The following is a 21,146-nucleotide window of genomic DNA, read 5'->3' on the forward strand; positions in this document are numbered from 1 at the left end:
TATCCGAGTGAATCGGGATAAATAAATATATTTACTTGGATTTGCTTTCTTTTTGATCAGTTGAGTGGGTCATATTCTCATTGTAATTGAATTTTTACAACAATACGTTGTTTTGAATCTTGACCAAGATACTCAACTAATGCTAACTGTAGATTATGAAGCAAAGCGTTATTGTAAACGTATATGAGATAACGCTTACATCGCCCTAGGCAAACCAATTTAATAACTAGCTCTACTAAAAATGGTCATCATTTTTCAAAGAGAGCACACAATATAAGGGGGTTACATGCTCAGTCGTCAATTAGAAGTATCGTTACGTTTGGCTGTTAGCATGGCTCGTCAAAAGAGACATGAGTTTCTGACAGTTGAGCATTTGTTGCTTGCTTTACTTGATAATGATTCAGCTGTAAATGCATTAAAAGCATGTGGTGCTGATATCGTTACTTTGCGTAAAGAATTAGAGGAATATGTAGAGCAACATACCCCAAAACTTGGTGATAATAGTGAACAAGCACCACATCCAACCGAAAGTTTTGATCGAATCTTGCAACGTGCAATTTTCCATGTCCAATCAAGTGGTGGAGATCGCACAGTTGAAGGTGCTGATGTTTTAGTTGCAATGTATTCTGAGCGAGATTCTTTCGCAGTTTATTTGCTTAAACGCCATCAAATTAATCGTTTGACCTTAACTCAATACTTATCTCATGGCACACGAAAAGATGAGATTCAAGTTGAAGAGGAGGTTGAAGATATCGAAGGTGAAAATGCGGCTTCAGCGAATGCGGGCCCATTGGAACAATATACGCTTAACTTAAATATCGAAGCACAAAAAGGCAAAACAGACCCTTTAATTGGACGTGAGAAAGAGATTGAGCGTGCGGCACAGATTTTATGTCGTCGCCGTAAAAATAATCCATTGTTAGTAGGTGATCCTGGTGTAGGTAAAACCTCGATTGCTGAAGGTTTGGCATGGTTGATCGTCAATGGTAAAGCACCAAAACCACTTGCAAATGCTGAAGTCTATAGCTTAGACATTGGTGCATTGGTTGCTGGTACAAAATATCGTGGTGATTTTGAAAAGCGTTTAAAACAATTGTTGAATGCTTTGAAAAAGAATCCAAATGCAATTCTATTTATTGATGAAATTCATATGATCATTGGTGCTGGCTCAAGTATGGGCAGTACAATGGACGCATCGAATTTAATTAAACCAGCTCTAGCAAACGGTAGTCTACGCTGCATTGGTTCGACAACATTCCAAGAATACCGTCAAGTGTTTGAAAAAGATCATGCTTTATCACGCCGTTTCCAAAAAATTGATGTCAATGAACCAAGTATTGGTGAAACAATTGATATTTTACGTGGCTTGAAAAGTAAGTTTGAAGATTTTCACCATGTTGAATACGATGATAAAGCTTTAGTTGCTGCCGTAGAGTTATCAGCGAAATTTATTAATGATCGCTTTTTACCAGACAAAGCAATTGATGTGATTGATGAGGCGGGTGCGCAACGCCGTCTTAAAGCTGAAGTCGATGGAACCACCATTTCAGTTGAAAATATTGAAGACATTGTTTCTAAGATTGCCCGTATTCCACCAAAAACGGTGTCTAAAGATGATAAGAGCGTACTTGAGAACTTAGAACGTGATTTGAAACGGGTGGTATTTGGTCAAGATGAGGCGATTACTGCATTAGCATCAGCAATCAAGTTATCTCGTGCAGGTTTAAAAGCACCAGATAAACCCGTGGGTAGTTTTGTATTTGCGGGTCCAACAGGTGTGGGTAAAACCGAGGTCACTAAACAACTTGCCAAGTTGTTAGGTGTGGAATTGGTTCGTTTCGATATGTCAGAGTATATGGAGCGCCATGCGGTTTCTCGCTTGATCGGTGCGCCTCCAGGTTATGTTGGCTATGATCAAGGTGGTTTGCTGACCGATGCGATTCATAAAAATCCGCATTGCGTACTCTTGCTTGATGAGATCGAAAAAGCCCATCCAGATGTATTCAACTTGTTATTACAAGTGATGGATCATGGTGCTTTAACTGATAACAATGGTCGTAAGTCTGATTTCAGAAATGTGATTATTGTTCTCACCACAAATATTGGTGCGGAAAGCATTGTGCGTGCGAGTATTGGTTTCACAGAACAAGATCATAGTGCAGACAATCAAGATGCAATGAAACGTGCGTTCTCGCCTGAATTCCGTAACCGTTTAGATGGTGTAATCCAATTTAAGTCTTTACCAACCACGATTATTGAATCTGTTGTTGATAAATTCTTAACAGAGCTTCAAGCACAATTAGATGATAAGCAGGTGATGCTCGAAGTTGATCAAAGCGCGCGTGATTGGTTATCAACCAATGGTTATGACCGTCTCATGGGTGCACGTCCAATGCAACGTTTAATTCAAGAGCATTTGAAAAAACCGCTTGCTGAGATGATTCTATTTGGTGAGCTTGCTGAACATGGCGGTAATGTTGCGGTTTCTGTGAAAACAGAAAATGGCAAAGAAGTTGGTCTAAAATTGGAAGTCTTTGAAGATCATATCAATCCGAGTGCTGAACCTGCTTAATGTTTGAATTGTCTTTCTCTATAACCCAAGTGCTTAAAGTATTTGGGTTATTTTTCGTCACAGCAATTGCTGAAATCTTGGGTTGTTATTTTCCTTATCTGATTTTAAATCAGGGAAAATCAAATTGGTTTTGGATACCGACTGCTTTAAGTCTAGCTGTCTTTGTGTGGCTATTGACGTTGCATCCAGTGGCGTCAGGTCGTATTTATGCGGCATATGGTGGCATCTATATTTTTACGGCATTGATGTGGCTACGCTATGTTGATCAAGTGGCATTAACTCGTTGGGATCTATTGGGTGGTGCAGTTGTTTTATGTGGTGCAGCAATGATTATTTTGCAGCCTCAAGGTTTAGTGCGTTAACTGTCATCTTAAGCAAAAAATAGAGTTTTTTGCGTAGTATTGATTCTAAACAATATTGCTATTTAGTTGGAATCGTTAAGAATATCTGATGATATGCTCAATGCGGCAATAGGTTTGTGATTCGTAAATATGTGCTTAATCAGTTAAGGTTCTAATTACTTGAATTCTAAATTAACTCAGTGTGAAATATTCCGATTAAAAAATATAAAAAACACTTGTCAAATGCTTAAATAGTGCGTAATTTAATAGTTAGAAACAGTTTTTAGATATTTGAAATAAACATGTTAAAGCATACTGTAAATACAAACGCATATTTTTATTTTTGGCACTATTGATAGTTGCCTGATGCGTTTCGGGCAGCGGAAAAGTTGCCCAACCAGTTAATACCTGATCGGCAACACCGATCAGGTTTTTTTATGCTTTCACATTTATCATTTTAGGAGAAATACCATGTTTACATTCAACTTTTCATATTTTAGCAAGACTTCTTGGTTTTACTTTGCAAAGAAATCAACATCGCTTAGATCACACTTGCTCAAATAAATATTCGGACTGTAGGACAGTCCAAAGGAAATGAATAATGAATGCTTTAAACACTGCTTTGACACAACCACAAACTCATTCAAAAGAATCAATGCTTAGCTTGCCATCACAACTCAAAGCACAGTATCCGTTGTCTGCAACTTTAGTGCAGCAAATTTTAAAACATCGTCAAACGATTCAAAATATTTTATCAGGACAAGATCATCGTTTAATGGTGATTACTGGTCCTTGCTCGATTCATGATCCGATTGCAGTTCTAGAATATGCTGATCGTCTACAACAACTACAAGAACAAGTTAAAGATCAGATTTTTCTTGTCATGCGCGCCTATATTGAGAAACCACGTACGACTGTGGGCTGGAAAGGTTTTTTATATGATCCAAATTTAGATGGATCATCTGATTTACAACTTGGTTTAGAAAAATCTCGTGAACTTTATATTCAGTTAATTGAAAAAGGCTTGCCAATTGCAAGTGAGATTTTAAGCCCAATGGCAACAGGTTATTTTGATGATTTATTAGCTTGGGGTGCAATTGGTGCGCGTACCAGTGAATCACAAATTCATCGTGAAATTTCGAGCCATATGCCATACAGCATTGGTTTTAAGAATGGCACAGATGGTTCGATTCAAATTGCTTTAGATGCGATTCAATCTGCGCTTCATGGTCATCAATTTCTAGGCATGACACAACAAGGCTTACCTGCAATTTTGCATAGTGATGGTAATCCATTACCGCATTTAATTTTACGTGGTTCAAATCACGGTACGAACTATGATTTGGCTTCAATTCAAGCTATGCACTTCAAACATAAGCATTTGCCTGCATTGGTGATTGACTGTAGTCATGGGAATAGTGGCAAAGACCCATTGCAGCAACCACATGTTTTAAAGCAAATCATTGCAGAGCGAGCTGAGTCAAAAGTATGTGGTGTGATGATTGAGAGTCACTTGGTGGATGGTAATCAAAAAATTTCTTGTGATATGACCTATGGTCAGTCAGTGACAGATGGTTGTTTAGGTTGGGATAAAACGGAACAAGTATTCTTGGATATAGCTGAGCAGATGAGAACTCACTAAAACTATAGATAAATCAGCCAATTTATAAATTAGATTGGCTGATTTATCATTTTAAAATGATAATTTTTGACGGTTTTTGTCGATGCTGCTTTATCCATCTATGTCTAGGATGTTGATAATGCCACGAATATTATGGAGATGGTGTTCTGGCGTGATGTGATATTCACTTAAATGTTCAGGTTTGAATTTGCCAGTTGCAACTCAATATCCTATTAAGCCTGAGTTATGTGTACCTTGTATATCGGTCAATACATCATCGCTAGTAACGATGTGAATTTAGATGTTTTCATGTTTTTATTTACAGCTAGACTCTAATATTTTTATTAAATACAGCAAAGTTTAGAGTCTAGGTGTAAACATATGGGTTATTTTATTGAAATTTAGAGTCTAATCGAAAAATACTAACGTTGAAGCATATGTTCCAATAAGAAGAGAGTAGGTGAGACAATCGCACTCTCTATTTTAAATAGCCTAAGTAAATTAGGCTTCTTGTAAAAATTTGCCAATTTCCTGACTAAATTTTCTTGGTTCAGTAATCAGTGGTGTATGACCAGAATGCTCAAAATAAACGGTTTTGGCATTTGCTAGACTTTTGGCCACAATAGTTTGTCCTGTTTCAGCATACAGACTTGATTCACGCCCAATAAAGAATGTAGTTGGGCAACTGACATGGCTAATTGCCTCTCGATAGTCTTCGTCATGGTTTAAATAGTTTTCTACATACCAGAGCAAGTAATCAAGACGTTGAATCGGGAGTAAATATTTTTGTAGTAACGGTCGGTTTAGGGCAAGTTTAAAGATTTTGGGGCTATATGTATTGCTGCTTTGTAATTCAATAAATGCACCCCATAAGCTTACGAGTTTATAACGAATATCACTTGGTAAGTCATCGAGTTGCTGTGCAAATTTATTTTCTAATAAAAGTGTTTGGATATCGAGGAGTAGATTTTTAAAACGTGCTTGTTTTTGCCCAAATAGACCATATTGCCAAGTGTTATCTACAGCAATTTTGGGGGTTTGATCAATATGTAAGTAGGCTTTGAGCTTTTGCCCCAAGCCGCCATGTTTCATCCCATGCATGGCTGTGGTTGCACCCATGGAATAACCGATCAGGATAAACTGATCTAATTTAAGTTGTTGAATAAGTGAATCTATATCGTCCCAATGGCTAGAAATAGCATCTTTGTCGGGTATAGCACAGTCTTTAGAGCCACCAAAACCACGCCAATCTGGAATAATAAATTCGTATTTTTTACGACTCGTAAATAAAAAAGGAAGCCATTGCCAACTTTGCATGCCGAGTCCTGACAGTACGAGTACAGGTTCTCCCTCACCTATACGTCGGACAAATAATTTTTCTTGATCAGGCATCGTATAAAACGGCATCATTGTTCTCCAATTTCGTTTATTTGCTCGAACTGTTTAAGTTGTGGAATCATTCGTTCTAGCCATTTTATCCATTCAATTTCTTTAATGATACCGAGTTCCAAAATCATTTTATGGATAAAAAGAATACGGCTAGTAGGTTCATTATTTTTAAAGTCTTTATCATGGATTGTTTGGTAAAGACCGAGTTTTTCCTTGTGAAGTTCTAAATGCCGTTCTAATTCTGGCAATATATTGTTACCACCGAGTTGTGCTTCGGCTCTTAATCTGACCATGAGGTCATCACGAAGCTGTGCAGGTTCACTTTGCTGTTCAATCCATGTTGCGAGTTGTATTCTTCCGAGTTGTTCAACCTGATAGGTTTTTTTTCGGCTATTTGCTGCTTGTTCTTCTAAGGTTGAAATCCATCCTTTTTTAAGCATACCATTGAGTTCACGGTAAATTTGCTGATGAGTCGCGTTCCAAAAGAAGCCCATTGAACGGTCAAAGCGACGCGCTAACTCAAAACCAGTACTTGGCTTTTCTAATAAGCTCGTCAATAAAACATGGGCAAGTGACATGATGATCCGTAATAAAAAATGACTCATCAGAATTATGCAATATGTTGCATAAAAATCAAATCTTGTTTATAACTTTGTGCAACAAGTTGCATTAGCAAGCAGATTGCTAGCCAAAGGAGAAAACATGTCAGCTTATCCACATTTATTACAACCACTTGACTTGGGTTTTACTACGCTTAAAAACCGTGTGCTTATGGGTTCTATGCATATTGGTTTAGAAGAAGCACCTCAAGGTTATGAGCGTATGGCAGCATTTTATGCTGAACGTGCTAAGGGTGGCGTAAGTCTGATTGTAACAGGTGGTGTTTCTCCTAATGATGATGGTGTTGTATTCGCTCATGGTACAAAGTTAGATACAGTTGAAGAAGCGGAAAAACATAAAGTCATTACTCAAGCTGTACATGAGGCAGGTGGTAAGATCGCTATGCAAATTTTGCATACAGGTCGTTATTCTTACCAAGCAAATAATGTTGCGCCATCAGCGATTCAAGCGCCAATTAACCCAATTAAACCTAAAGCATTAAGTTCGGCTGAAGTGCAACAAACCATTGATGACTTTGCGAATTGTGCCAAGCTTGCACAATATGCAGGTTATGATGGTGTTGAGATCATGGGTTCAGAAGGCTATTTGATTAATGAGTTCATTGCTGCACGTACCAACCATCGCGATGATGAATGGGGCGGTAGTTATGAAAACCGTATTCGTTTTCCGATTGAAATCGTAAAACGTACGCGTGCTTTAGTCGGTGAAAATTTCATTATTATTTACCGCTTATCTATGCTTGATTTGGTTGAAGGTGGTTCAAGCTTAGAAGAAGTTGTTCAGCTTGCTAAAGAAATTGAAAAAGCAGGTGCAACGATTCTGAATACTGGGATTGGCTGGCATGAAGCACGTATTCCAACGATTGCAACTAAAGTACCTCGTGCGGCATTCACGTGGGTGACTGAAAAGCTTAAAGGTACAGTTTCGATTCCTTTAATCACATCAAACCGTATCAATACACCTGAAATGGCTGAGCATGTGCTTGCTTCTGGTCATGCAGATATGATTTCGATGGCTCGTCCAATGTTGGCGGATGCTGATTTTGTATTAAAAGCAAGTGAAGGTCGCAGTGATGAAATCAATACATGTATTGGTTGTAACCAAGCATGTTTAGATCATATCTTCTCAATGAAGATCGCAACTTGTTTAGTCAATCCACGTGCATGTTATGAAACTGAACTTATTTTTAAAGAAACCAACGCTGTAAAAAATATTGCTGTGATTGGTGCAGGGCCAGCAGGTTTAAGTTTTGCAACTTATGCAGCAAGCCGTGGTCATAAAGTTAAAGTATTTGATTCAAGCAATCAGATTGGCGGTCAGTTTAATATTGCGAAAACCATTCCTGGTAAAGAAGAATTCTACGAAACCTTACGCTATTTCAAACGTCAAATTGAATTGCAACAGAATATTGAGCTTGTCTTAAATCACACGGCAACATACGAAGAGCTTAGCCAAGCGAATTACGATGAGATCGTTGTTGCAACAGGAGTAACACCGCGCCAATTACAATTTGAAGGGATTGATCATCCAAAAGTATTGAGCTATATCCAAGTGTTGAAAGAGCGTGTTGCTGTAGGTAAACGTGTCGCAATTATTGGTGCAGGTGGTATTGGTTTTGATACGGCTGAATATTTAACGCATGAAGGCGAGAGTGGTAGTTTAAACCCTGAAAAATTCTACGCAGAATGGGGGATTGATACGAGCTATGCGCAAGTAGGTGGCTTAAAGCAACCAGAACTCGAAAAATCTGAGCGTGAAATTTACTTGTTACAACGCAAGAGCGCAGCCGTTGGTTCTAGTTTGGGTAAAACGACAGGTTGGATTCACCGTACAGGCTTAAAACATCGTGATGTAAAAATGATTGCGGGTGCAAGCTATGACAAGGTTGATGATCAAGGTTTACATATTACTGTAGATGGTCAGACCACAGTGTTAGACGTTGACAATGTAGTGATTTGTGCAGGTCAAGAATCATATACCGCAATGTTTGATCAGCTTAAAGCTGATGGTAAAAACGTTCACTTGATTGGTGGTGCGAAAGAAGCAGGTGAATTAGATGCGAAACGTGCAATCCGTCAAGGTGCTGAGTTAGCTGCGGTTCTATAAATAGATGAATGAGACATTTCCTCTAGCGAGGGAATGTCTCTAACTTCATTGATGAAATGACAAAGGAAAAATAACAATGACACTGGCAACAACAAAACAATCTTTAAAAAACTGGCATCAAATGATTCAAACAGGTGATTTATCTATTCTCAGTCATCTTTTAGCTGATGATGTGGTATTTCGTTCGCCGATTGCATATAAGCCTTATGAGGGAAAACAAGTTGTTTTCTTTATTTTGACCAATGTGATTCAAGTTTTTCAGGATTTTACCTATCACCGTGAGTTTTATTCAGAAGACGGTGAAAATGCTGTACTAGAATTCAGTGCCAATGTAAGCGGTAAATCCTTAAAAGGCATTGATATGATCCGTTTTAATGAACATGGACAGATCATTGATTTTGAAGTGATGATTCGATCAATGAGTGGTTTGGCTGCATTAGCTGAACAAATGGGTGCAAGAATTGCCCAGTATCAACCTCAGTAATACAACTAAATCGTCTAAGTCATACCGAGATTAACATGTGGTTAAAACTGTCAACTTTAGCGTTATTGCCTGTACTGTTTATACAAGGTACAAAGGTTCGTAAAAATACACCACATCTTATGGAAGCGAGTGGCGAACGTGAGGGCTTAATTGGGCAAGGAAAACCACTGTCTTTACTTATTTTGGGGGACTCAGCCGCAGCAGGTGTTGGTGTTGAGACTCAACAAGATGCTTTATCTGGTGCGATTATTTCAGAATTAAAGAATGAATATATTTTGCAATGGAAGCTACATGCAAAAACAGGTGATACCACCAAACAAGTTCATCAAGCACTCCAACAGTTGGAACAAAGAAAATATGATGTAGTCGTCACGTCTATTGGTGTCAATGACGTGACCAAATTAACTTCGGCAAAGTCTTGGATAAAACAACAAAAACAATTGTTTACTCAAATACAGAATCATTTTCAACCCAAATTGATTATTGTGTCTGGTGTACCGCCGATGCAGCATTTTCCAGCTTTGCCTGATCCTTTGGCATGGTTATTTGGTAAATATGCAGAACAAATGAATCAAGCATTACAACGATGGCTAGCACCACAGAGTCAATTTAGATTCATACAATATGATATTGAAAATTTTCAGGCGATGAATTTACCCATGGCAAGTGATGGTTTTCATCCCAGTAAAGAAATTTATGCTATTTGGGGACAACAGGTCGCAGCATTAGTGCGACAGACATTTAACGCATAGTCAGAGGCAGTTGTTGCATATGAGCATATCTACTTTAAATAAAATTAAAGTCTTAGGTTCAGAGCTATTTGATTTAGTACTTGGTGCTGAGCAACCTAAAATGTATTATGACCCGAAAGGGAAAATTAAAGATGTTTTGGAAAAGCTCCCCCAGTTGAAACAAAAATATCGCCCAACACCGTGGTTGAGTAATACCCATGTCCATCTTCTATATTTTGATGTGATTAAAAAGAAAACCATAAAGCTTGAATATGATCGTATTGATCAGCTTACGATGCAAGATGGTGGAGTAACAGCGATAGCATGGTATGGCTATGATCTTCCGCCAGAAACGCCAACCGTTGTGATCATGCATACCATTACAGGAACACCTGAGAGTATGCGTGAGTTGGTCAAAGACTTGCATACATATACAGGTTGGCGCATTGCACTTTGCTTACGCCGTGGGCATGCGGGTTTACCAATGCCCGTACCACGTATCTCACTATTTGGTTTGACGAGTGATTTGCGAGAGCAACTGAATCATATTCAAACTTTATTTCCAGCGTCCGATTTATATGCAGTAGGTTCTTCCGCAGGAACAGGATTATTGGTGCGCTATTTGGGTGAACAAGGTTCTGATACACCATTTAAAGCTGCTTTTGCGATGTGTCCAGGTTATAACACCGAGATTGGTTTTAAAAATGTGCATCCTTTTTATAGCAAAATGATGACCAAGAAGTTGTTCAAGTATTTTATTTATCCGTATCAGAATACATGGAGTCAGGTTGCTTCATTAGATAAAGTACTCGCAACGACTAATTTGGAAGCATTTGAGAAAGCATATTTTGAGATGGCTGGTTTTGAGGATTATCAGAGTTACTGCCAAGCAATTAACCCAATCTATGTATTGGAAAATATCAAAATTCCATTGATGGTTCTGAATGCCGAAGATGATCCTGTTTGCTCAATTAAAAACTTAGACCCTTATAAAGATGTGGTTCGGCAGATGGAAAATATTGCCGTGATTACCACCAAAAAGGGAAGCCACTGTGGTTTTTATGAAAGTTTAGAAGTAAAATCGTGGGCATCACGTCTTATGGCTGATTTTTTTAAACATTATTCGTAAATTTAAATAGACAAAAAAGCCATGAGCTGCGATTGACACAACTCATGGCTTTTTAAAGATATCAATAAATTAATTATTTAAGGCAGGTGTTGCAGCAGCAATTGCGGCAGCTACGGCATCATCTTCAGTTTGTGCTGTAGCAGGTTTTACGGCTTTAGGTTGTTCTACTTTAGCTGGTTTAGGTTGCTCAGCTTGAGCAGTTGTTGCTGTTGCTTCTTCAGTTGCTTGAATTTGGGCAGGTTGCGTTTCACGACGAATTTCTGTGGTTGTATTCGCCGTTTGTTCTCGGCTTATTTCAATCACAGGAGCGGGTGTTGCAGGTTTATCTACGCTTTCCAAAGGTTGGAATTCTTGGGTTGGTTCTGGTTGAGATGCTGCCTGAGTTGTTTGTGCTTCAGATGCCTGTTCTGATTGTTCTTCATTTTTTGGCTCTTCTTTTTTCACACAAGCAGTCAGTAATAGACCAGTTGCAAGCGCTGCACAAATTAAAAGTTTTTTATTCGCCATTGTTAAAGCTACATATTGAATTAAGGATGGCTTGAATTATAACAGTAAAATTAGATGAAGAAATCACTCGGTTTTATTGAGTTTGTTGATATTTTATAAATGTTTGAGCAAGGATGTTTGTTCTCAGAAAAATGTAACAGGAATCCAGTGAATTGTTTACTCAGTACATGCGGTTGTTTTATGGGCTAAAGGTTATCTATGTAGGAAATATCCACAAATCCCATAAAATTTTATTGAAAATGCTGATAGAATAGTCAGTTGTTTATAGTTCTTTGAATTGATGCGGTTTGACTTTGCTTTATAGGTGCAGAGTACAGTAAAATTGCCCAACATTGTAGGCCGATTTCGGCTCGATTGTACGAGAAACTCAATGACCCATTTTATTTTTGTCACTGGTGGTGTGGTTTCATCACTAGGTAAAGGTATTTCTGCTGCTTCTGTTGCTGCACTTTTGGAAGCTCGTGGCTTAAAAGTCACAATGGTAAAAATGGATCCATACATTAATGTCGATCCAGGTACCATGAGCCCATTTCAGCACGGTGAAGTTTTCGTCACAGAGGATGGTGCTGAAACTGACTTAGATTTGGGATATTACGAACGTTTCTTACGTCGTGCGAAAATGACCAAACTGAATAACTTTACCAGTGGTCGTGTTTATCAAGACGTTTTAAATAAAGAACGTCGTGGTGACTACTTAGGTGGTACGGTTCAAGTTATTCCACATATTACCGATAATATTAAAGAACGTGTACTTCGTGCAGGCGAAGGTTATGACGTTGCCATCGTTGAGATTGGCGGTACGGTTGGTGATATCGAATCACTTCCATTTATGGAATCTGTACGTCAGCTTATGGTTGAGCTTGGTCATAAACGTACTATGCTGATGCATTTGACGTTATTGCCATATATCAAATCTGCGGCTGAACTCAAAACCAAACCAACTCAACATTCGGTTAAAGAACTTCTTTCGATCGGTATTCAGCCAGATATCTTAATCTGCCGTACTGAATACGATGTCGATGTTGATACTAAACGTAAAATTGCATTGTTCACCAATGTTGAAGCACGTGCTGTTGTGGTGTGTAAAGATGCAAAAACCATCTATCAAATTCCACGTACGTTCTATGAGCAAAATGTTGATGACTTGATTTGTGAACGTTTTGGTTTTAATGATCTTCCTGAAGCAAATCTTGAAGATTGGGATAATGTCGTAGAAGCATTATTGAATCCAGAATACACAGTACGTGTTGCGATGGTGGGTAAATATGTTGAATTACCAGATGCTTATAAATCTGTAAATGAAGCACTTTTACATGCTGGTATTCAAAATCGCGTTAAAGTTCAAATTGATTACGTCAATGCTGAAGACCTTGAACAGCAAGATGTGAGCGTTTTAAGTACTGCGGATGCGATTTTAGTTCCAGGCGGTTTTGGTGAGCGTGGTACAGAAGGCAAAATGCGTGCAATTCAATATGCACGTGAAAACAATGTTCCTTTCTTAGGTATTTGTTTAGGTATGCAATTGGCAGTGATTGAATTTGCACGCCATGTTGCAGCGATGCCAGAAGCAAGCTCAACTGAATTTAATCGTTCAACCAAGTATCCATTAATTGGTCTCATCACTGAATGGTTAGATGAACGTGGCGAGTTACAACAGCGTAGCCTTGAATCAGACCTCGGTGGTACAATGCGTTTAGGCGCACAAAAGTCTGAACTGGTTGAAGGTTCTAAAACACGTGCAGTCTATGGCAAAGCTGAAATTACTGAACGTCATCGCCATCGTTATGAAATGAATGATCGTTTTATCCCTGCTTTAGAACAAGCAGGTATGAAAATATCGGGTTATTCTTCAGTACAACATTTAGTTGAAACTGTAGAAATTCCTGAACATTCTTGGTTTATTGCTGTACAATTCCACCCAGAATTTACAAGTTCACCACGTGATGGACATCCATTATTTGCTAGTTTTATTGATGCTGCAAAGAAACAGCACCAAAACAGTAAGTAAGGTAGGCTTTTAAGGAACTGGGAAAGTTTAAATGTCACACTTAAAACCACAAGAAGTTGTACGTTTAGGCGATATACAAATGGCAAATCATTTGCCATTTGTATTATTTGGCGGAATGAACGTATTAGAGTCAAAAGATTTAGCATTTGAAATTGCTGAAACTTATGTTGATATTTGCAAACGCTTAGATATTCCTTATGTATTTAAGGCGAGCTTTGATAAAGCAAACCGTTCAAGCCTGAGTTCATTCCGTGGACCAGGTCTGGAAAAAGGAATTGAATGGCTTGCCGACATTAAAAAACATTTTAATGTGCCGATCATCACTGATGTTCATGAACCCTACCAAGCAGCGCCTGTTGCTGAAGTTGCAGATATTATTCAACTTCCTGCCTTTCTAAGTCGTCAGACTGATCTCGTTGAGGCAATGGCAAAAACTCAAGCCATTATCAATATCAAAAAAGCACAGTTCTTAGCACCGCACGAAATGCGTCATATTTTGCATAAGTGTTTAGAGGCTGGAAATGACAAGCTCATTCTTTGTGAACGTGGTTCAGCATTTGGTTATAACAATTTGGTTGTAGATATGCTGGGCTTTGACATCATGAAAGAAATGAATGTGCCCGTATTCTTTGATGTAACGCATTCATTACAAACCCCTGGCGGACGTGCAGATTCTGCGGGTGGTCGCCGTGCTCAAATTACAACTTTAGCACGTGCGGGTATGGCAACTGGTTTAGCTGGTTTGTTTTTAGAAGCACATCCAGAACCAGAAATTGCAAAATGCGATGGGCCTTGTGCGTTACGTTTATCTCAGCTTGAGCCATTTTTGGCACAACTCAAAGAATTGGATACTTTAGTCAAAGGATTCAAAAAGTTAGACACACACTGAGTTTTTACTCACATACGCTGCTTTAATCGCAGCTGATATTCATTCAACAGAGGAATTGTTCATGAGCCAAATCGTTGACATCCGTGCACGTGAAATTTTGGACTCTCGTGGTAACCCAACCATCGAAGCAGATGTAATTTTAGAATCTGGCGTTGTTGGTCGTGCATGTGCGCCATCTGGTGCTTCGACTGGTTCTCGTGAAGCCTTAGAACTTCGTGATGGTGATAAAGCACGTTACTTAGGTAAAGGTGTTCGTACAGCAGTTAATAACGTAAATACGATTATCCGTGATGCTTTAGTAGGCAAATCAGTATTTGAACAAAAAGACATCGATAACACGATGATCGAACTTGATGGTACTGAAAACAAAGAAAAATTGGGTGCAAATGCAACTTTAGCAGTATCGCTAGCTGCTGCACGTGCTGCTGCTGATGAAAAGAAAATTCCTCTTTTCCAATACATCGCAGACTTACGTGGTCAAACAATTTTGACTATGCCTGTACCAATGATGAACATCATCAATGGTGGTTCGCATGCAGACAACAATGTTGATATTCAAGAGTTTATGATTGAGCCTGTAGGCTTTACTTCATTCTCTGAAGCATTACGTGCAGGTGCTGAAATCTTCCATTCTCTAAAATCAGTTTTAAACAAAAAAGGTTTAAATACTGCTGTAGGTGATGAAGGTGGTTTTGCACCGAACTTACGTTCAAACGAAGAAGCAATCACTGTTATTCTTGAAGCGATTGGTCAGACTGGTTACAAAGCGGGTTCTGACATTATGCTTGCACTTGACTGTGCATCTTCAGAATTTTACAAAAATGGTCAGTACATCCTTGCAGGTGAAGGCAATAAAGCATTCACAAGCAACCAGTTCTCTGATTATTTAGCAGGTCTTGTAAACCAATACCCAATCATTTCGATTGAAGATGGTTTAGATGAATCTGACTGGGAAGGTTGGAGCTACTTAACATCAATCCTTGGTGACAAAATCCAATTGGTTGGCGATGATTTATTCGTAACCAATCCTAAGATTTTACAACGTGGTATTGATGAGAAAGTAGGTAACTCAATTCTAATCAAATACAATCAGATTGGTACATTGACTGAGACTTTAGATGCAATCTATCTTGCGAAAGCAAACGGTTATAGCACTGTAATCTCACATCGTTCAGGTGAAACTGAAGATTCAACCATTGCTGACTTAGCAGTAGGTACAGCAGCGGGTCAAATCAAGACGGGTTCACTTTGCCGTTCTGACCGTGTAGCGAAATATAACCAATTACTTCGTATCGAAGAATTAACGAAAGCAGCTTACCGCGGTAAAGCTGAATTCAAAGGTCTAAAATAAGGTCAAATAATCTATGTTGAATACTTCTGATCATCTTTCTTTACAAAAGAAAGAAACTCTGCAAATTCATAATCCTATAGAATTTGTAGATGATCTTCCTTTGATAAGGATGTAGGGAGTTTTCCATGATAGAAATGTTTCGATCGACCTCGAGTAAATTGATTCTGTTGCTTGTTACCGTTTTGGTGGCAAGTCTACAGTACCAATTTTGGCTAGGTGAGGGGGGGTATTTCCCTCATCAAGCCTTGACTCAGCAAATTACGCAACAAGTCGAAGTTAATACTGAACTAAAAGAGCGCAATCGTATTTTAGCAGCTGAAGTTTTTGACTTAAAAAATGGTAGTGAAGCAATAGAAGAACATGCACGTTTAGATTTAGGTTTAGTTAAACCTAATGAAACCTTTGTGCAAATGAGTACGATTAGTACCCATTACAAACCTATTTATATTGACCCAAATGCAAAAATAGATGCAGCGACTAATGAAAATCCAGACTAAGCTATGGGCAGTTGTACCAGCGGCAGGTTCTGGAAGTCGTTTTTCAAAAACTGAATTAAAACAATATCAATATATTCAAAATCATACTGTGCTTGAGCATACCGTAGCGCGACTTAATACTTTAGATTTAGCTGGATGTGTACTTGCGATCGGTGAACAGGATACCTTTGCTAAAACAATTACATTTCAGCACCAAAATAAATTACATTTTTGTCTAGGCGGCGCAGAGCGTGTTGATTCTGTTCTAAATGCATTACTTTATCTATCTCGAATTGCCCATGATGATGATTGGGTTTTAGTACATGATGCTGCACGTCCATGTGTGACAACAGCATGCTTAGAGAAATTGGTAAAATCTGCAATCGACTCAGATCAAAGTAACATTTTAGCGATACCAGTCCGTGATACGCTTAAACAAGTACTCAATCAAAATCAAATTGAGAAAACAGTAAGCCGTGCGTTGTTATGGCAAGCACAAACACCGCAAATGGCTAAATTAGGTGTTTTAAGAAAAGCCATTGAAACATCATTATTGGATAATATTCTAATTACAGACGAAGCAAGTGCTTTGGAATATATAAATGAGCCTGTACACGTCGTACAAGGACGTTCAGACAATATTAAAATTACCTATACCGATGATTTAGAATTGGCTCGATTAATTCTTCAATCTCAAATCCATGCTTAATTGATTTAGGTAATTTTTTTGGTAATTAATAAATAGCCTAAGTAAATTTAAATGAAATTTACTGCTTTTTACATCAATATAAATGACAAAATTTCTACTATTTGTTAAATTTTAAGAACATACTTTATAACGGATTAACAAATGAAAAAATTATTACTTTTAAGCTTTTTTACTTTTTCATTTCTTGGGTGTGCATCTACGCCTCAACAACCTCAGGATCAGGATACTGTACAAGAAACAATTCGCTACTCATCAAGTCCATGTTTTGGAGCGTGTCCAATCTATTCAGTCGAAGTAACCCCATCGGGTGAAGTACATTTTAATGGTAAGCAATATACAAAAGTGACAGGTACTCAGGATTTAACAGTAGATATCTCGGTTTATAAAAAGCTCCAACAAGAATTAAAAACCTATCGCCCAGAAACAGGTGCAAATGTTAAAACAACAGGCTGTCAGCAAACTGCTACTGATCAACCAAGTGCATATTTTGTTTGGATTAAATCGGACGGTACAACGACTAAATTAAGTCATTACACGGGTTGTATTTCTCCTGCAAATTTAGAGTTAAATGAGCTGATTGATAAACTCCCGAAATTGATAGGGATTGACGATTTGGTACATTAAACTTGCTGTTGCTAAAATAGACAAATTTGGCATTTATGTTAGTATAAGTACAAGCGCAATCATGCGGAGGAGTCATCAATGACAGCTTTTACAATCATGAATATGAGTATGCAAGAAGAGGATCATCTTCCTGATCTTGCTGTACAAGCATTCCGCAATGCTTTCAAACATGCGAGTCAGTCTTCAACTGTGGTATATGCCAAAAATCATCAGCTATTAAAGCAATTACCAACAGGTGAGATTAGTGTGATTAAAGATATATCAACCGCTTATACGTCTATTTCAGCGCAACATCATGTACTAAAACGTAAAAAAAAGCAGGCTATTGTATAAGTTAATGCGACAACTTAAGCCTAGAATTCGTATGTTTGCGGGCCCAAATGGTTCTGGGAAAAGTACGATTAAAGATTATTTATTGCCCCGACATATTGGGGCATATTTAAATGCAGATGAACTCGAAAAAATTCTAAATCAAACACAAATTTTGGATTTAAATACTTATCATGAGTCCTTGGATCGTATAAAACTGCTTGAATTTTTAAAAACTAAAAGTAAGCAAATAGATCAACAGATTCACCCTTTATTAAGTCAAGAACCTGAGTTGCTAGCAGAAAATAAAATTCTTTTTGTAAAAGCAGATGTGGATTCGTACATTGCAGCACGCATTATTGATTTTATTCGACTAGAATTTTTGAAATTAAAAATAAGTTTTACTTTTGAGACTGTTATGTCACATATAAGTAAAGTTGAGTTTTTAAAAGCTGCTCAGAAACAAGGTTTTAAAACATACTTGTATTATGTTTCTACCGTTGACCCTGAAATTAATATGGCAAGAGTTCAATATCGAGTGACTACGGGAGGGCATCCTGTACCTGAGCAAAAAATTCGTGATCGTTACTATCGCAGTATGGATTTGCTCATGCAGGCTGTGGAAATGACGGATCGCACTTTTATCTTTGATAATTCATCTAATGGTGAAAAAGCGGCTTTTCTCGCTGAGATTGAGCAAGCAGCTTTGCTAAAGCTGAATCCTGTCGTAACAGATTTTCCAATTTGGTTTGTAGAAAGAGTATTGACCGAATTTGAGTAAAAAATTAGCTCCAAAAAAGGCTTTAATTATTATACCAAGTAATATAATATAAAAATATATAATATATCTTTGGATGAATCATGTCGAGCATCATCTCAGCTTTGATCGGTGGTGGAATTCTAGGACTTGCCGTTGTTGGCTATTTATATGTCAATGGTCGTATTACAGGCATCAGTGGTCTGCTTGCACAAGTGTTACAACCAAAGCTTTTGGTTCGTAGTTCGGCTTTGTGGTTTTTACTTGGACTATTCGTGACACCGTTCATTTATCAGATCTTTGTAAAACCAGAAATTGTTATTAAATCTTCTCCGATTGGGTTAGTCATCGCAGGTCTTTTGGTTGGTTTTGGTACTCGTTTGGGTTCAGGCTGTACCAGTGGGCATGGGATTTGTGGGATCAGTCGCCTATCTATACGTTCTATGATTGCGACAGTTACATTTATGTTAGCTGGAATGGTAACTGTATATGTTATTCGTCATATCTTTGGAGCTGCGCTATGAAGAATGCACTTGCTTTTGTATTTGGTAGCTTGTTTGCGCTAGGTTTGCTGGTTTCAGGAATGTCTAATCCTGAAAAAGTTTTAGGTTTTCTTGATATTTTTGGACAATGGGATATCAGTCTGATGTTCGTGATGATGGGTGCAATCATTGTGGCTATTCTTCCATTTCAAAAAGCGATTCGAAATCCTAAAACGATTTTTGGTGAAGAAATATCATTACCAATCAGTACTCAAATTGATAAAAAATTAATAGTTGGGTCGACTCTTTTTGGCGTCGGTTGGGGGATTGCAGGAATTTGTCCAGCACCAGCGATTACATTAATTGGATTAGGTTATTCACAAGCTTGGTATTTCATTGGTGCGATGCTATTAGGTATGTTTTTACATCGACTATGGTCCGAACGATAGGCTGCATGATTTAATATGGCATCATTCATCAAGTCGCATCTAAGAGATGTGGCTTGATCATTATTAGATAGAATTCTTAGCCCAAAAAATTTATTTCGTAAAACTATTACAAAAATGATTTTGTCTTTTTAAGAATAGTATTTGTCTTAAATTGGAAATTCACCTTCTCAAGAATATTGAATCATAGTACCAATCAAAGATAAATTTGTGAGGTTGCTATATGAATGCTATTCATCAGATTGAAACTAATGTTCCAAAGTTTAAAGATAAAAAAAGAAAGTTGTGGATGTTAGGTCTCGTTATTCCGAATATTGCAAATGCTGCGATGTTAGGCTACCAATTTGGACCAAAGCGTACCAAGAAATTTTTTGCAGTCGCAGGACCAATTGCACTACATGGTCTGATTCCACTTATTGATAAATTTCTAGGTGAAGACTCTGAGAATCCTCCTGAGGAGGCAATAGCTGAATTAGAAGCAGACCCTTATTATGCAAAAATTGTGAATTTTTATATCCCATTACAATATATTGCAAACATTTATGGCAACTATATTGCGAGTCGGGATTCCACACCACTCTTTGATCGTATTCTGATTGGAACAACACTGGGTTTAGTGAATGGCGTCGCAATTAATACCGCACATGAGTTAAGTCATAAATCTGGAAAGTTACAACACTATTTATCGCATTTGTGTTTAGCGCCGACAGGTTACAATCACTTTCGCATCGAACATCCTTATGGGCATCATTTGCGTGTCGCAACGCCAGAAGATCCAGCTTCATCACAATTTGGTGAGTCTTTTTGGAAGTTTTGGCCGAGAACAGTGAGTGGTAGTTTTAAATCGGCAATTGAAATTGAAACCAGACGGTTAGAGAGAAAGGGCTTGTCTTTTTGGTCAATCCACAATGAGCTGCTACAAGGTTGGGCAATGTCTGCCGCTTATCATGGATTAATGCTTAAAGTGTTTGGCAAAAATATTATTGCTACCCAAATCACGCAATCACTTTATGGAATTACGCTATTTGAAGCAGTTAACTATATGGAGCATTATGGGTTAAAACGACAAAAGCTAGAAAATGGTCGTTATGAAAGAACCATGCCTGTCCATAGTTGGAATAATAACAGCTTATTCAGCAATATTTTGTTGTATCAATTACAGCGTCATTCAGATCACCATGCTTATCCAACACGTAGTTATCAAGCATTACGTCATTATGAAAATGTGCCGCAATTGCCAGCAGGATACACAAGCTTATTTTTACAAGTATTTATACCCTCATATTGGTTTAGTATTATGGATAAGCAGGTGATTAATTATTACCAAGGGGATATTGATAAGATCAATGTCTATGAGCCAGCGAAAGAAGCCGTTTTGCAAAAATATAATCAATATTTTCAAGCTCAAGCAACGGAGGCACTCTAAACATGAAAAAATATCAATGTATTGTGTGTGGATGGATTTATGATCAATCTCTAGGTCTGCCAGAAGATAGTATCAATGCAGGCACTGCGTGGGAGGATATTCCTGAGAGTTGGACCTGTCCAGACTGTGGGGTATCTAAAGCAGATTTTGAGATGGTTGAAATCTAAA

At 38.0% G+C, this 21,146-nt stretch carries 22 protein-coding genes; 19 read left to right on the forward strand and 3 right to left on the reverse strand.

Annotated elements, in window-relative coordinates; genetic code table 11:
• The first annotated feature begins 286 nt into the window (after nt 1–286).
• From clpA to C502_RS0113005, 3 genes are all read left to right on the forward strand, one after another.
• Complete coding sequence (clpA, locus tag C502_RS0112995) at nt 287–2,572, forward strand: ATP-dependent Clp protease ATP-binding subunit ClpA (RefSeq protein ID WP_018679256.1); 2,286 nt, start codon at nt 287–289, stop codon at nt 2,570–2,572.
• Nucleotides 2,572–2,934 (forward strand): YnfA family protein, encoded by a 363-nt coding sequence (locus C502_RS0113000; protein ID WP_018679257.1) that lies wholly within the window; start codon nt 2,572–2,574, stop codon nt 2,932–2,934. The genes clpA and C502_RS0113000 overlap by 1 nt, the downstream gene beginning before the upstream one ends.
• Before the next feature lie 580 nt (nt 2,935–3,514).
• Nucleotides 3,515–4,555 carry a 3-deoxy-7-phosphoheptulonate synthase gene (locus C502_RS0113005; protein ID WP_018679258.1) on the forward strand — a complete coding sequence of 347 codons (1,041 nt, stop codon included), beginning with the start codon at nt 3,515–3,517 and terminating at the stop codon, nt 4,553–4,555.
• Between the two features lie 480 nt (nt 4,556–5,035).
• On the opposite strand, the gene C502_RS0113010 is transcribed toward C502_RS0113005, so the two are convergent.
• Nucleotides 5,036–5,941 (reverse strand): alpha/beta fold hydrolase, encoded by a 906-nt coding sequence (locus C502_RS0113010; protein WP_018679259.1) that lies wholly within the window; start codon nt 5,939–5,941, stop codon nt 5,036–5,038.
• Nucleotides 5,941–6,501 (reverse strand): PadR family transcriptional regulator, encoded by a 561-nt coding sequence (locus C502_RS0113015; protein ID WP_018679260.1) that lies wholly within the window; start codon nt 6,499–6,501, stop codon nt 5,941–5,943. The genes C502_RS0113010 and C502_RS0113015 overlap by 1 nt, the downstream gene beginning before the upstream one ends.
• Before the next feature lie 124 nt (nt 6,502–6,625).
• Between C502_RS0113015 and C502_RS0113020 the strand changes: the two genes are divergently transcribed.
• From C502_RS0113020 to C502_RS0113035, 4 genes are all read left to right on the forward strand, one after another.
• The gene (locus C502_RS0113020; RefSeq protein ID WP_018679261.1) at nt 6,626–8,650 is read left to right on the forward strand and encodes an NADPH-dependent 2,4-dienoyl-CoA reductase; all 2,025 of its coding nucleotides are present in this window, start codon (nt 6,626–6,628) and stop codon (nt 8,648–8,650) included.
• A 76-nt stretch (nt 8,651–8,726) separates the two neighbouring features.
• Nucleotides 8,727–9,134 (forward strand): nuclear transport factor 2 family protein, encoded by a 408-nt coding sequence (locus tag C502_RS0113025; RefSeq protein WP_018679262.1) that lies wholly within the window; start codon nt 8,727–8,729, stop codon nt 9,132–9,134.
• Nucleotides 9,135–9,169: 35 nt separating this feature from the next.
• Nucleotides 9,170–9,886: an SGNH/GDSL hydrolase family protein gene (locus tag C502_RS0113030; protein WP_018679263.1), complete on the forward strand. Its 717-nt coding sequence runs from the start codon at nt 9,170–9,172 to the stop codon at nt 9,884–9,886.
• Between the two features lie 19 nt (nt 9,887–9,905).
• Nucleotides 9,906–10,994, forward strand: coding sequence for a YheT family hydrolase (locus tag C502_RS0113035; RefSeq protein ID WP_018679264.1), 1,089 nt, complete (start codon nt 9,906–9,908; stop codon nt 10,992–10,994).
• A 69-nt stretch (nt 10,995–11,063) separates the two neighbouring features.
• Here the strand turns inward: C502_RS0113035 and C502_RS0113040 are convergent, their stop codons facing one another.
• Nucleotides 11,064–11,501, reverse strand: coding sequence for a hypothetical protein (locus C502_RS0113040; protein ID WP_018679265.1), 438 nt, complete (start codon nt 11,499–11,501; stop codon nt 11,064–11,066).
• A gap of 370 nt (nt 11,502–11,871) precedes the next feature.
• On the opposite strand from C502_RS0113040, the gene C502_RS0113045 reads away from it, so the two are divergent.
• The 12 genes from C502_RS0113045 (at nt 11,872) to C502_RS0113100 (ending at nt 21,145) form a co-directional block, all read left to right on the forward strand.
• A complete protein-coding gene (locus tag C502_RS0113045; RefSeq protein WP_018679266.1) occupies nt 11,872–13,509 on the forward strand; it encodes a CTP synthase in 1,638 nt (545 codons plus the stop codon).
• A 31-nt stretch (nt 13,510–13,540) separates the two neighbouring features.
• Complete coding sequence (gene kdsA / locus C502_RS0113050; protein ID WP_018679267.1) at nt 13,541–14,398, forward strand: 3-deoxy-8-phosphooctulonate synthase; 858 nt, start codon at nt 13,541–13,543, stop codon at nt 14,396–14,398.
• A 61-nt stretch (nt 14,399–14,459) separates the two neighbouring features.
• Nucleotides 14,460–15,749: a phosphopyruvate hydratase gene (gene eno / locus C502_RS0113055; protein WP_018679268.1), complete on the forward strand. Its 1,290-nt coding sequence runs from the start codon at nt 14,460–14,462 to the stop codon at nt 15,747–15,749.
• A 125-nt stretch (nt 15,750–15,874) separates the two neighbouring features.
• Entirely contained in the window at nt 15,875–16,246 is a 372-nt protein-coding gene (ftsB, locus tag C502_RS0113060) for a cell division protein FtsB (protein ID WP_018679269.1), read from the forward strand.
• On the forward strand, nt 16,230–16,934 hold the full coding sequence (ispD, locus tag C502_RS0113065; protein WP_018679270.1) for a 2-C-methyl-D-erythritol 4-phosphate cytidylyltransferase: 705 nt from the start codon (nt 16,230–16,232) through the stop codon (nt 16,932–16,934). Before ftsB ends, ispD begins: the two co-directional genes overlap by 17 nt.
• 141 nt (nt 16,935–17,075) lie before the next feature.
• Nucleotides 17,076–17,558, forward strand: a complete 483-nt coding sequence (locus C502_RS0113070; RefSeq protein WP_018679271.1) for a DUF6438 domain-containing protein — start codon at nt 17,076–17,078, stop codon at nt 17,556–17,558.
• Between the two features lie 78 nt (nt 17,559–17,636).
• On the forward strand, nt 17,637–17,891 hold the full coding sequence (locus C502_RS0113075; RefSeq protein WP_018679272.1) for a hypothetical protein: 255 nt from the start codon (nt 17,637–17,639) through the stop codon (nt 17,889–17,891).
• A 4-nt stretch (nt 17,892–17,895) separates the two neighbouring features.
• Nucleotides 17,896–18,648 (forward strand): zeta toxin family protein, encoded by a 753-nt coding sequence (locus C502_RS0113080; RefSeq protein ID WP_018679273.1) that lies wholly within the window; start codon nt 17,896–17,898, stop codon nt 18,646–18,648.
• 80 nt (nt 18,649–18,728) lie between these two features.
• Nucleotides 18,729–19,148, forward strand: a complete 420-nt coding sequence (locus C502_RS0113085; protein ID WP_018679274.1) for a YeeE/YedE family protein — start codon at nt 18,729–18,731, stop codon at nt 19,146–19,148.
• Complete coding sequence (locus C502_RS0113090; protein ID WP_018679275.1) at nt 19,145–19,555, forward strand: DUF6691 family protein; 411 nt, start codon at nt 19,145–19,147, stop codon at nt 19,553–19,555. Before C502_RS0113085 ends, C502_RS0113090 begins: the two co-directional genes overlap by 4 nt.
• 220 nt (nt 19,556–19,775) lie before the next feature.
• Nucleotides 19,776–20,978, forward strand: coding sequence for an alkane 1-monooxygenase (locus tag C502_RS0113095; RefSeq protein ID WP_018679276.1), 1,203 nt, complete (start codon nt 19,776–19,778; stop codon nt 20,976–20,978).
• A gap of 2 nt (nt 20,979–20,980) precedes the next feature.
• Nucleotides 20,981–21,145 (forward strand): rubredoxin, encoded by a 165-nt coding sequence (locus C502_RS0113100; protein ID WP_018679277.1) that lies wholly within the window; start codon nt 20,981–20,983, stop codon nt 21,143–21,145.
• The last annotated feature ends 1 nt before the right edge of the window (nt 21,146 follow it).

The organism is Acinetobacter tjernbergiae DSM 14971 = CIP 107465, from assembly GCF_000374425.1.
GTDB classification, from domain to species: Bacteria; Pseudomonadota; Gammaproteobacteria; order Pseudomonadales; family Moraxellaceae; genus Acinetobacter; species Acinetobacter tjernbergiae.

What these genes read in the sequence shown, in the direction of transcription:
- clpA (WP_018679256.1), top strand. Translation starts at nt 287, where the DNA reads ATGCTCAGTCGTCAATTAGAAGTATCGTTACGTTTGGCTGTTAGCATG.
- C502_RS0113000 (WP_018679257.1), top strand. Translation starts at nt 2,572, where the DNA reads ATGTTTGAATTGTCTTTCTCTATAACCCAAGTGCTTAAAGTATTTGGG.
- C502_RS0113005 (WP_018679258.1), top strand. Translation starts at nt 3,515, where the DNA reads ATGAATGCTTTAAACACTGCTTTGACACAACCACAAACTCATTCAAAA.
- C502_RS0113010 (WP_018679259.1), bottom strand. Translation starts at nt 5,941, where the DNA reads ATGCCGTTTTATACGATGCCTGATCAAGAAAAATTATTTGTCCGACGT.
- C502_RS0113015 (WP_018679260.1), bottom strand. Translation starts at nt 6,501, where the DNA reads ATGTCACTTGCCCATGTTTTATTGACGAGCTTATTAGAAAAGCCAAGT.
- C502_RS0113020 (WP_018679261.1), top strand. Translation starts at nt 6,626, where the DNA reads ATGTCAGCTTATCCACATTTATTACAACCACTTGACTTGGGTTTTACT.
- C502_RS0113025 (WP_018679262.1), top strand. Translation starts at nt 8,727, where the DNA reads ATGACACTGGCAACAACAAAACAATCTTTAAAAAACTGGCATCAAATG.
- C502_RS0113030 (WP_018679263.1), top strand. Translation starts at nt 9,170, where the DNA reads ATGTGGTTAAAACTGTCAACTTTAGCGTTATTGCCTGTACTGTTTATA.
- C502_RS0113035 (WP_018679264.1), top strand. Translation starts at nt 9,906, where the DNA reads ATGAGCATATCTACTTTAAATAAAATTAAAGTCTTAGGTTCAGAGCTA.
- C502_RS0113040 (WP_018679265.1), bottom strand. Translation starts at nt 11,501, where the DNA reads ATGGCGAATAAAAAACTTTTAATTTGTGCAGCGCTTGCAACTGGTCTA.
- C502_RS0113045 (WP_018679266.1), top strand. Translation starts at nt 11,872, where the DNA reads ATGACCCATTTTATTTTTGTCACTGGTGGTGTGGTTTCATCACTAGGT.
- kdsA (WP_018679267.1), top strand. Translation starts at nt 13,541, where the DNA reads ATGTCACACTTAAAACCACAAGAAGTTGTACGTTTAGGCGATATACAA.
- eno (WP_018679268.1), top strand. Translation starts at nt 14,460, where the DNA reads ATGAGCCAAATCGTTGACATCCGTGCACGTGAAATTTTGGACTCTCGT.
- ftsB (WP_018679269.1), top strand. Translation starts at nt 15,875, where the DNA reads ATGATAGAAATGTTTCGATCGACCTCGAGTAAATTGATTCTGTTGCTT.
- ispD (WP_018679270.1), top strand. Translation starts at nt 16,230, where the DNA reads ATGAAAATCCAGACTAAGCTATGGGCAGTTGTACCAGCGGCAGGTTCT.
- C502_RS0113070 (WP_018679271.1), top strand. Translation starts at nt 17,076, where the DNA reads ATGAAAAAATTATTACTTTTAAGCTTTTTTACTTTTTCATTTCTTGGG.
- C502_RS0113075 (WP_018679272.1), top strand. Translation starts at nt 17,637, where the DNA reads ATGACAGCTTTTACAATCATGAATATGAGTATGCAAGAAGAGGATCAT.
- C502_RS0113080 (WP_018679273.1), top strand. Translation starts at nt 17,896, where the DNA reads ATGCGACAACTTAAGCCTAGAATTCGTATGTTTGCGGGCCCAAATGGT.
- C502_RS0113085 (WP_018679274.1), top strand. Translation starts at nt 18,729, where the DNA reads ATGTCGAGCATCATCTCAGCTTTGATCGGTGGTGGAATTCTAGGACTT.
- C502_RS0113090 (WP_018679275.1), top strand. Translation starts at nt 19,145, where the DNA reads ATGAAGAATGCACTTGCTTTTGTATTTGGTAGCTTGTTTGCGCTAGGT.
- C502_RS0113095 (WP_018679276.1), top strand. Translation starts at nt 19,776, where the DNA reads ATGAATGCTATTCATCAGATTGAAACTAATGTTCCAAAGTTTAAAGAT.
- C502_RS0113100 (WP_018679277.1), top strand. Translation starts at nt 20,981, where the DNA reads ATGAAAAAATATCAATGTATTGTGTGTGGATGGATTTATGATCAATCT.